We start from the raw sequence: 9,839 nt of genomic DNA, 5'->3' as shown, positions 1-9,839 counted from the left end.
TTTGGGAGCGAACTTACTCGCGAGGGCGAGGAGGAAGCAAAGTACCAGTTCGCCGGAAGTACCTCTTTCGCGAGCAGGCTCGCTCCCACATTTTTACTGCGATGCCTGTTAAACCCGAAACGCGCTGATCAGTTGTTTGAGTTCCACCACCTGTGCCGACAACGCGCGGCTGGCATCTTCGGTCTGGTGCGCACCTTCGGCGGTGCGCTCACCGGCGCGGTTGATCTCGACGATGTTTTGGTCGATGTCGTGGGCCACGGCGGTTTGCTGTTCCACGGCGGCAGCGATCTGCTGGTTCTGGTCGACGATCATGCCCACCGCGCCAAGAATATTTTCCAGCGCCTGCTGGACCTTTTCCGACTGGCCGACGGTGCCGTTCGCCATCTCATGGCTCACACCCATCGCCTTCACGGCAGCGCCGACTCCGCCGTGGAGTTTGGCGATCATCTGCTCGATTTCTTCGGTCGATTGCTGGGTACGCTTGGCCAGTGTCCGGACCTCGTCCGCCACCACCGCGAATCCCCGCCCCTGCTCTCCCGCCCGGGCCGCTTCGATTGCGGCATTGAGCGCCAACAGGTTGGTCTGTTCGGCAATACTCTTGATCACTTCCAGCACACGACTGATGGACTGGCTGTCACTGGCCAGTTGATTGATCACCAGCACCGATTGATCGATCTCGCTGGCCAGCGCGGCGATGCTGCCCTGCTGGGATTGCACCAGCCCGCGACCGCTGATGGTTTCGTCGTTGACGCTGTGGGCACTGCTGACCGCGGCGGCGGCACTGCGCGCGACCTCCAGGGATGTGGCGGACATCTGGTTCATCGCCGTGGCAACCTGCTCGATCTGCGTACGCTGCCCGGCCACGGCCTGGTTGCTTTGCGCGGAGACGTTCTCCACCTGACCGGCCTGGCGCTCGACCTCGCTCACGGTCTGCCCCACACGCTCGATCAGGTCATGGATTTTCTTCACGGTGCCGTTGAACACCTCACCCAACTCGCCCAGTTCATCACGGCTGTTGGCGCTGAAAGTGACGGTCATGTCGCCAGCCGCCACCTTGTCCATCACCCCGCCAAGGCGCTTGAGCGTGGTGCGGGTCGAAGCGTAGAAGCCGCCATACAAGTAAAAAATCAATACAAATACCACCGACAGCGCGACGGCCTGCAAGATCATGTGGGTTTGGTTCTGCTCCAGACGGTGCTGTAACTGAGTGCCGAGAAATTTAAGAGTGGCTTCGTTGAGCTGGTAGGTCTGGTCCATCAGGACCGTGACCTGATCGTAAAAGGCCTGCCACGGCGCATCCAGCGTATCGGCCATCACCACTTGCTCTTCGAACAGCTCACTGGCCTTTTTCAGTGACAGCTTGCTGCTATCGGCCTGAGCCGCCAGGGTTTCACCCGCGGCTTTGCTGGAGGCCAGTACGTCCTGCAATTTCAACCCATATTCGGCCTGGAGTTTTTCGATCTGCGCCAACAGCTCATCGAAACGGGTGCTCGACGATGAATTGAGAAAGCCCTGCCCCAACGAATATGAACCCATCGCCCGACCGTCCCCCACAAGTTGGGTGACGGCCGGGGTGATATTGGTGATGAGTTCAGTCAACTGGCGCATGTCGCTCTGCGTATCGCGACTCAAACCTGCCTGACTGGCGATGATCTGGCTGAAAATCTGTGCGCTGCCCAGCAGTTTTCCGATCAAGGCACTTTTGCTTTGCAGCGAGCTTTCCGTTTGCTGTGCCTTGAAAGCGGCGATCATTTCATCGCGTTTACCATCAAAAACGGCGATTTGCTCCGGGTCGGTGGTCATCGCCGACAGGCCCTGCAAACGGCTCAAGACGCTTTGCCCCAGCGTACCGATCTGCGCCTCGACATTGCCGGCCTTACCGGACTGACCGAGGGCGACATTGATCTGCACCAGGTTGTTCAGGGTTTCCAGATCGCGCCGTAGTGTCAGGCTGCTGCCCAACAGGTCCAGGCTCTGCAGTTCGACCCGGGTGCCCTGGAATTCGCGATAGGAATCACGCACCAGATAGAAGTTGGTCACCAGCATCGGCACCAGGAACAGAACACTGATCAGGCTGAACTTCATGCCGAAGCTCAGGCGATTCATCAGCGCGACGGCGGGATAGAGCAAGCTCTTCACTGGAAGTCTCCCTTGATTTCTTATTTTTATTGGCAGGCGCAGCTCGACAGCAGATAGCCACTATTGGGCGCTATCTCTATATAGCTCAAATCAGGGGAGTGTTTTGTAACTTAAGGTTAACGGCAAAAGATCGCAGCCAGTAGGAGCTGTCGCAGGCTGCGATCTTTTGATCTTGATCTATTCCATCAGGGCAACACAGTCCATAACGCAAACCCTGCATACCAGAGCACCGCCGCCCGCAACAGCAACTCCCAGATCCGGTCGAGGTTGATGATGCCTTCAGGCCCGACCACCGGGGCCGGGATTTCGGCGGCCACCAGCCCGGCCTTCTCGATCAGTTGGGCCGCACTGATGTTCCAGTTCAGCAGCTCGTGCAACATTACCCGGCTGACCGAGACAAAGTTGCCGACCAAGGCAAAACTCGCCGCCAGCAAACGTACCGGCACCCAATCGAAGGCGTGGCGCAGTTGCGCAGCGCGTTCGACCACAGCAGGGTTTTGCCCGTGCTCTTCAGCCAGTGCCAGCAGCCGGTAGCTCAGGGCGGCGACCGGCCCCAACAGGAAGTACCAGAAAATCACCGCGAAGAAGCTCTGGTAAGCCTCCCACAACAAATGCCCTTCGACTCTCTCCAGCAGTTGCTCGCCGCTGTCGGCGCAGATATCGAGGTCGCGTTTGGCGACGTGGGCCGCGGCTTGCAGGTCTTCCCGACGCCAGGCATCGCGAAATGGCCCCAGACCGCCCAGCAGATCACCACGCCCCAGGCTGTAAATCACCACCAGCAGGTGCACCGGCAATGCCAACAGACCGTAGGCCACCGGGTCCAGCACCAGCAACAGCAAACCCAACAACGCGACCGGTAACAGCACCAGCACGACCAGAACCAGCCATGGACTTTTTGCCAGACGCGGGCTGGATTCAAGCTTGTGCAACTCGCGCACCCAACCGCCATCTCGCTGAATCTGATGGCGCAACGCCGAGAACTTCTCGATCCATACCGCCAGCAGCAACACCAGAAAACTCATTGTTTCTCCTCTTTTTCCAGCACGCCTTTCGCCAGGGCCGCACGATAGCGTGCCCAGTCGAACGCCGGTCCCGGATCGGTCTTGCGCCCGGGCGCGATGTCGCTGTGCCCGCAGATACGTTGTGGCGTGATGGCGGTGAAGGCGCTTTGCAGCTGCCGGGTCAGGGCAATCAACGCATCGTACTGAGCATCGGTGAATGGCAGATCATCCGTGCCTTCAAGCTCGATGCCCACGGAAAAATCGTTACAGGTTTCCCGCCCCTCGAAACTCGAAACCCCTGCGTGCCAGGCACGCTCAAGGCAAGAGACAAACTGGGTGACGGTGCCGTCTCGCTCGATCAAAAAGTGCGCAGATACCCGCAGGTCGGCAATCCCCTCAAAGTAAGGGTGCTCCGTGACATCCAGACGATTCTGGAAAAACGCCTGCACCTTGCCGGTGGCGAATTGCGCCGGCGGCAAGCTGATGTTGTGGATCACCAGCAGGGAAACTTCGCCCGTGGGGCGCGCATTGAAGTTGGGCGAAGGACACAAATGTACGTCCTGACACCAACCGCTCGCGGGGTCCAACTGCATACCGATTCCTTCAACGACGATTGTGTTGGTGCCCAGTATGCCGTGATAGCCCCTCTGGAGGCGATCACTTGCCGCGATTGAGACGCAACGGACCGTCGCGGGTTCGCGGGAATCGACCAAATACAGGCTCCGCAGCGCGCGGAACGTCGCGGATGCCTTGGGTTGCCTGGCACCATGGCCCTATAATCGGGCCACTTTGTTTGTGGAGCCCGTTATGCCGAATCTACGTCTCGCCGATTTGACCGCCGAAATCGAAGCCAACGTGCGCCGTGCGTTGCTCGAAGACGTCGGCAGCGGCGACATCACCGCGCAATTGATCCCGACCGAACGCCTGGCCAAAGCCACCATCATTACCCGCGACGCCGCTGTCATCTGTGGTACCGCCTGGGTGGATACCGTGTTTCGGCAACTGGACCCGCGAGTGGCGGTGCACTGGCAAGTCGCCGATGGTGAACGGGTCAAACCCAACCAAGTGCTGTTCCACCTCGAAGGGCCGGCCCGCTCGCTGCTGACCGGTGAACGTAGCGCGCTGAACTTCCTGCAACTATTGTCCGGCGTGGCCACTCGCGCCCAATACCTGGCGGACTTCGTGGCCCAGACTCAGGTGAAGTTGCTCGACACCCGTAAAACCTTGCCGGGGCTGCGTCTGGCGCAAAAGTACGCAGTGACCTGTGGCGGTTGCCACAACCACCGCATTGGCCTTTATGACGCCTTCCTGATCAAGGAAAACCATATCGCCGCTTGCGGCGGCATCTCGCAGGCCATCGCCGCGGCACACAAAATCGCACCGGGCAAACCGGTGGAGATCGAAGTGGAAAGCCTGGTTGAGCTCAAAGAGGCGCTGGCGGCCGGTGCCGATATCATCATGCTTGACGAATTGAGCCTGGATGACATGCGCGAAGCCGTACGCCTGAACGGCGGCAAGGCAAAGCTGGAGGCCAGTGGCGGAATCAACGAAAGCACCTTGCTGCCCATCGCCGAAACCGGTGTTGATTACATTTCCATTGGTGCGATGACCAAGGATGTGAAGGCTGTGGATCTGTCGATGCGTTTGAGTCTATGAGAGAAGCAGCTACAAGCCTCAAGCTGCAAGCTGACTTGCTTTGACTTGTAGCTTGCCGCTTGAAGCTTGAAGCTGCTCTCAAACCACCAGATTGTTCATCTCGCAGTACTCTTCCCACTCGACGCCCAATATCTCTGCCGCTTCCTTGTGCAGCTTCAGGCGCTCGGCCTCGTATTCTTCCGGGGTGGTGGTGTACTTGAGGGTCAGCTCCCACGGCTGTAACCCCTGGGCTTCTGCTTCATCCTCGAACGCCCACTGGATCTGGTCTTTCTGATCATCGGCTGGCAAGTCCTTGATCTCGTCCATCAATTCGGGTGCGTCCAGCACATACTTCTTCAGGGCTTCTTCGTGTCTGGCTTCTTGAGTCAATTCTTTAACGGTCATGGCGTTCTCGTTGATCTGGGGAATGGAAGATGGATCTGGATCATCAAGGATCTCTCTGACGCAAAAAACCGTTAGAAGCCCGGTTTATCTGGCCTTCAGGACCATTCTGGATCATCTGAAAACTGCTGGGCGAAGCTCATGCAGGCTCCGAATATAGGATGTTTGTCGGACGATTTACACGACTCTTTACATCAACCCCACAAAAAACTCACTTTCCGTCAGAGGTGCCTGGGAACATAAGTCAAAACGCCAAGTCATAGCGATGTGCCATATGGCACTTCACAAAGAACCTCAGTGATGCGCCGTTTTTCGAAGCTTTCGTCTGCTTTGTCCGCAACCACAATGACTGCCCTCTTGGGTGCCATGGCCCTGCCAGGAACCGCCCTGGCGGGAATTGAACTGAGTAATAGCAGCACGTATCCCAGCGATAAAATTACCGCCATTCACAGCGAGTTCGGCAAAGACGTGCTGATCAAATCAGATGTCGACGTTGGCGACCTGAAAAAAATGCAAGACACCCTCAGCGATCAGGCGCGCCAGATCGAAGAACTCAAGCGCAGCAGCGGATCCAGCTCCAGCTCCAGCAGCAAGGAGATCGAGGAACTCAAGCGCACGATCAACGAGCAGGAACGCGATCTGGATAATCTCGGCAAACAAGTGGAAGAGCTCAAGCGCAACAACGGCTCCAGCTCAAGCTCGAACACCAGCGAGATCTCGAACCTCAAGCGGGAAGTCAGCGATCAGGATCGCGAAATGGATCAGCTCAAACGCACTGTCGAGGAGTTGAGCAGAAAAGTGAAATGAGGTGCAGCGTGGTGCCCGAGACAGGAATCGAACCTGCGACCTTCGCGTTACGAGTGCGCTGCTCTACCGACTGAGCTACACGGGCTGTGGGCTAAACCTAGCATCACGTAGCGATACCGGCAACTTCAGCCAGCACCTCAGTTCTTCCCGTATAAAAAAGGCCCCGCAGTTTTCACTGCGGGGCCTTTTTGCAACGTTGTAGCAGACAGGCTGGAGGCGTGATTAAACGCCCGAAGCCTTGGCTGCTGCCACGTCCTTGATGGACAGCTTGATACGGCCGCGGTTGTCCACGTCCAGTACCAGCACTTCCACTTCCTGGCCTTCCTTCAGGATGTCGGTCACTTTCTCAACGCGAGCGTCGCTCAGCATCGAGATGTGAACCAGACCGTCCTTGCCAGGCAGGATGTTGACGAATGCGCCGAAGTCGACGATGCGCTCAACCTTACCGACGTAGATCTTGCCGATCTCGGCCTCGGCGGTGATGCCCAGAACGCGCTGACGTGCTGCTTCAGCCGCTTCCTTGGTTTCGCCGAAGATCTTGATCGAACCGTCGTCTTCGATGTCGATCGAAGCCTTGGTCTCTTCACAGATCGCACGAATGGTCGCGCCGCCTTTACCGATGACATCACGGATTTTGTCGGTGTCGATTTTCATCGCGATCATGGTCGGTGCGTTGGCCGACAGCTCGGTACGCGACTGACCAATGATCTGGTTCATCTGACCGAGGATGTTCAGGCGCGCTTCCAGGGCTTGGCCCAGGGCGATTTCCATGATCTCTTCGGTGATGCCCTTGATCTTGATGTCCATCTGCAGCGCGGTCACACCTTTGGCGGTACCGGCTACCTTGAAGTCCATGTCGCCCAGGTGGTCTTCGTCACCCAGGATGTCGGTCAGGACGGCGAACTTCTCGCCTTCTTTAACCAGACCCATGGCGATACCGGCAACCGGTGCCTTCATCGGTACACCGGCGTCCATCAGCGCCAGGGAAGCACCGCAAACCGAAGCCATGGAGCTGGAACCGTTGGATTCGGTGATTTCCGATACAACACGGATGGTGTACGGGAACACGTCAGCGGCTGGCAGCATGGCCTGAACCGAACGACGGGCCAGACGACCGTGACCGATTTCGCGACGACCGGCGCCACCCATGCGACCACACTCGCCCACCGAGAACGGAGGGAAGTTGTAGTGCAGCATGAACGGGTCTTTTTTCTCGCCTTCCAGAGTGTCCAGCAGTTGTGCGTCACGGGCGGTGCCCAGCGTCGCGACTACCAGAGCCTGGGTTTCGCCACGGGTGAACAGCGCCGAACCGTGGGTCTTCGGCAGAACGCCGACTTCGATGTTCAGCGGACGAACGGTGCGAGTGTCGCGACCGTCAATACGTGGCTTGCCGTTTACGATGTTTTCGCGAACGGTACGGTATTCGATTTCACCGAATGCCGCTTTGACGTCAGCAGCGGAAGGCTGGCCTTCTTCGCCGGACAGCTTGGCAACCACTTGATCCTTCAGCTCGCCCAGGCGAGCGTAACGGTCGGCCTTGACGGTGATGGTGTAAGCCTGGGAGATCGCTTCGCCGAACTCGGCACGGATGGCGCCCAGCAGTTCGGTGGCTTCGGCTTGCGGTGCCCAGGTCCAGGTTGGCTTGGCAGCTTCGGCAGCCAGCTCTTTGACGGCCTGGATCACGGCCTGGAACTCATCGTGTGCAAACAGTACGGCGCCCAGCATCTGGTCTTCGGTCAGCTCTTTGGCTTCCGATTCAACCATCAGAACAGCTTCGGAAGTACCGGCAACGACCATGTCCAGGCTCGAAGCAGCCAGTTGCTCGTAAGTCGGGTTCAGCAGGTAGCCGGTGCTTTCGTGGAAGGCAACGCGGGCAGCGCCGATCGGACCATCGAAAGGAATGCCGGAGATGGCCAGGGCAGCCGAAGTACCGATCATCGCAGCGATGTCCGGATCGGTCTTCTTGCTGGTGGAAACGACGGTGCAGACAACCTGCACTTCGTTCATGAAGCCTTCAGGGAACAGCGGACGGATCGGACGGTCGATCAGTCGGGAAGTCAGGGTTTCTTTCTCGGAAGGACGGCCTTCACGCTTGAAGAAACCGCCAGGGATCTTACCGGCAGCGTAAGTCTTTTCCTGGTAGTGAACAGACAAAGGGAAGAAACCCTTGCCTGGATCGGCTTGTTTGGCACCGACTACGGTCACCAATACGCTGACGTCGTCGTCAACGGTGACCAATACTGCGCCGGAGGCCTGACGGGCGATACGGCCAGTCTCGAGGGTAACGGTCGACTGACCGAACTGGAATTTTTTGATTACCGGGTTCACGGTGTCCTACCTTCTTTTGTGGCTCTTGGGGAAACTGGTTTCTTGCGAAATTCTTGGGCAATGTCGGGAATCGGCCCAACGCCTGTCCAGGGGTAAAGCGTGTGTCCAGATAAAACTTGAGGCTGGGAGCCTGCCATGCGCCCGCGGGAAACCCGCTGATGCATGACAGACAACCAACCTCTAGCGCAATCGCTGATTAGCGACGCAGACCCAGGCGACCGATCAGAGCGCTGTAACGGCTCACGTCTTTGCCTTTCAGGTAGTCCAGCAGCTTACGACGCTGGTTAACCATGCGGATCAGACCACGACGGGAGTGGTGATCTTTACCGTTGGCCTTGAAGTGACCTTGCAGTTTGTTGATGTTGGCGGTCAGCAGTGCAACTTGCACTTCTGGCGAACCAGTATCACCAACAGCTTGCTGGTAGTCGGTAACGATTTGAGCTTTTTCTTCAACGCTGAGAGCCATGAGGCAATCCTTTTATCAGGAAACTGTTTCAGAGAAACAGCTTCAACAGGCCAGGGACAAATCCCTGTATCTAAAAAAGAGTAGTGACCGTGCCTGTTGACAGCCACCCTCGCCAGCCTGCTGTTACACAGACTGGTTTCGGTCATTCTGACCGAATCAGTCGACGTGGCGCGATGCGCCCGTCTTCGCTCACTTCACCGATACCGATGAAGCGGCCATTGTGATCCTGAACTCGTACCATGCCAAATTTCGGTGCGTCGGGGGCACGTACTGGCTGGCCATTGAGCCAATAGAACGCGCTCGCTTCCGAGAACTGCAGTAGCGGCCAATCCAGCAAGCCGCTGTCCGATGGCATCAGGAAGCGATCGACCGCTTCGTTGCCGCCTTCGGCATGTACCGCTTCCAGCTCTTCCAGGGTGACGGTCTGAGCCAGCGTGAAAGGCCCGGCCTGGGTACGTCGCAGTTCCGCGACGTAAGCACCACAACCGAGTTTCTCGCCAATATCCTCCACCAGGGTGCGGATATAGGTGCCTTTGCTGCAATCCACTGCAAGCCGCGCAGTATCACCTTCGAAGGCCAGCAATTCCAAGCGCGTAATAGTAACAGAACGCGGTTCGCGCTCCACTACTTCACCTGCGCGAGCCAGCTTGTACAGCGGCTGACCATCACGCTTGAGGGCCGAGTACATCGGCGGTATCTGACTGATTTGCCCGCGAAAATCCGGAAGCACAGCCTCGATATCGGCGCGACCAACGGTCACCGGGCGCTCCTGCAAAACTTCACCCTCGGCATCCGCCGTGGTGGTGGTTTTGCCCAGTTGCGCCAGGGTTTCGTACCCTTTGTCGGAATCGAGCAGGTATTGCGAGAACTTGGTGGCCTCACCGAAGCACAACGGCAACACACCGGTGGCCAGCGGATCGAGGCTGCCGGTGTGTCCGGCCTTCTCGGCGTTGAGCAGCCAGCGAACCTTCTGCAGTGCCGCGTTGGAAGTAAACCCCAACGGTTTGTCGAGCAGGATGATACCGCTGACGTTACGACGGATACGTTTGACCTGAGCCACC

General features: G+C 58.0%; 9 protein-coding genes and 1 tRNA gene. 2 read left to right on the top strand and 8 right to left on the bottom strand.

Going from position 1 to position 9,839, the window contains the following annotated elements; genetic code table 11:
- Window positions 1-108: 108 nt before the first annotated feature.
- The 3 genes from ACW9HW_RS05665 to ampD all read right to left on the bottom strand — a co-directional run bounded on the left by ACW9HW_RS05665 (window position 109) and on the right by ampD (window position 3,733).
- Entirely contained in the window at window positions 109-2,139 is a 2,031-nt protein-coding gene (locus tag ACW9HW_RS05665; RefSeq protein ID WP_457398843.1) for a methyl-accepting chemotaxis protein, read from the bottom strand.
- Between the two features lie 185 nt (window positions 2,140-2,324).
- The gene (ampE, locus tag ACW9HW_RS05660; protein WP_095193987.1) at window positions 2,325-3,161 is read right to left on the bottom strand and encodes a regulatory signaling modulator protein AmpE; all 837 of its coding nucleotides are present in this window, start codon (window positions 3,159-3,161) and stop codon (window positions 2,325-2,327) included.
- On the bottom strand, window positions 3,158-3,733 hold the full coding sequence (ampD, locus tag ACW9HW_RS05655; protein ID WP_095193988.1) for a 1,6-anhydro-N-acetylmuramyl-L-alanine amidase AmpD: 576 nt from the start codon (window positions 3,731-3,733) through the stop codon (window positions 3,158-3,160). Before ampD ends, ampE begins: the two co-directional genes overlap by 4 nt.
- Before the next feature lie 214 nt (window positions 3,734-3,947).
- Between ampD and nadC the strand changes: the two genes are divergently transcribed.
- The gene (gene nadC, locus ACW9HW_RS05650; protein ID WP_457398841.1) at window positions 3,948-4,796 is read left to right on the top strand and encodes a carboxylating nicotinate-nucleotide diphosphorylase; all 849 of its coding nucleotides are present in this window, start codon (window positions 3,948-3,950) and stop codon (window positions 4,794-4,796) included.
- A 78-nt stretch (window positions 4,797-4,874) separates the two neighbouring features.
- Here nadC and ACW9HW_RS05645 read toward each other — a convergent pair whose 3' ends face one another.
- Window positions 4,875-5,180, bottom strand: coding sequence for a DUF6388 family protein (locus ACW9HW_RS05645; RefSeq protein WP_095193990.1), 306 nt, complete (start codon window positions 5,178-5,180; stop codon window positions 4,875-4,877).
- Window positions 5,181-5,477: 297 nt separating this feature from the next.
- Between ACW9HW_RS05645 and ACW9HW_RS05640 the strand changes: the two genes are divergently transcribed.
- A complete protein-coding gene (locus tag ACW9HW_RS05640; protein ID WP_457398839.1) occupies window positions 5,478-5,984 on the top strand; it encodes a hypothetical protein in 507 nt (168 codons plus the stop codon).
- A 9-nt stretch (window positions 5,985-5,993) separates the two neighbouring features.
- Here ACW9HW_RS05640 and ACW9HW_RS05635 read toward each other — a convergent pair.
- The 4 genes from ACW9HW_RS05635 to truB all read right to left on the bottom strand — a co-directional run bounded on the left by ACW9HW_RS05635 (window position 5,994) and on the right by truB (window position 9,838).
- A tRNA-Thr gene (locus ACW9HW_RS05635) sits at window positions 5,994-6,069 on the bottom strand.
- Window positions 6,070-6,206: 137 nt separating this feature from the next.
- Window positions 6,207-8,312, bottom strand: a complete 2,106-nt coding sequence (gene pnp, locus ACW9HW_RS05630) for a polyribonucleotide nucleotidyltransferase (protein WP_008018779.1) — start codon at window positions 8,310-8,312, stop codon at window positions 6,207-6,209.
- 196 nt (window positions 8,313-8,508) lie between these two features.
- Window positions 8,509-8,778 (bottom strand): 30S ribosomal protein S15, encoded by a 270-nt coding sequence (gene rpsO, locus ACW9HW_RS05625; RefSeq protein ID WP_002555121.1) that lies wholly within the window; start codon window positions 8,776-8,778, stop codon window positions 8,509-8,511.
- Between the two features lie 142 nt (window positions 8,779-8,920).
- Window positions 8,921-9,838, bottom strand: a complete 918-nt coding sequence (gene truB, locus ACW9HW_RS05620) for a tRNA pseudouridine(55) synthase TruB (RefSeq protein ID WP_095193993.1) — start codon at window positions 9,836-9,838, stop codon at window positions 8,921-8,923.
- Between the last annotated feature and the right edge of the window lies 1 nt (window position 9,839).

This window comes from Pseudomonas sp. SDO5532_S415 (assembly GCF_054071155.1).
The sequence above is the reverse complement of the archived record's forward strand: the minus strand, read 5'-3'. Positions and strand labels throughout refer to the sequence as shown.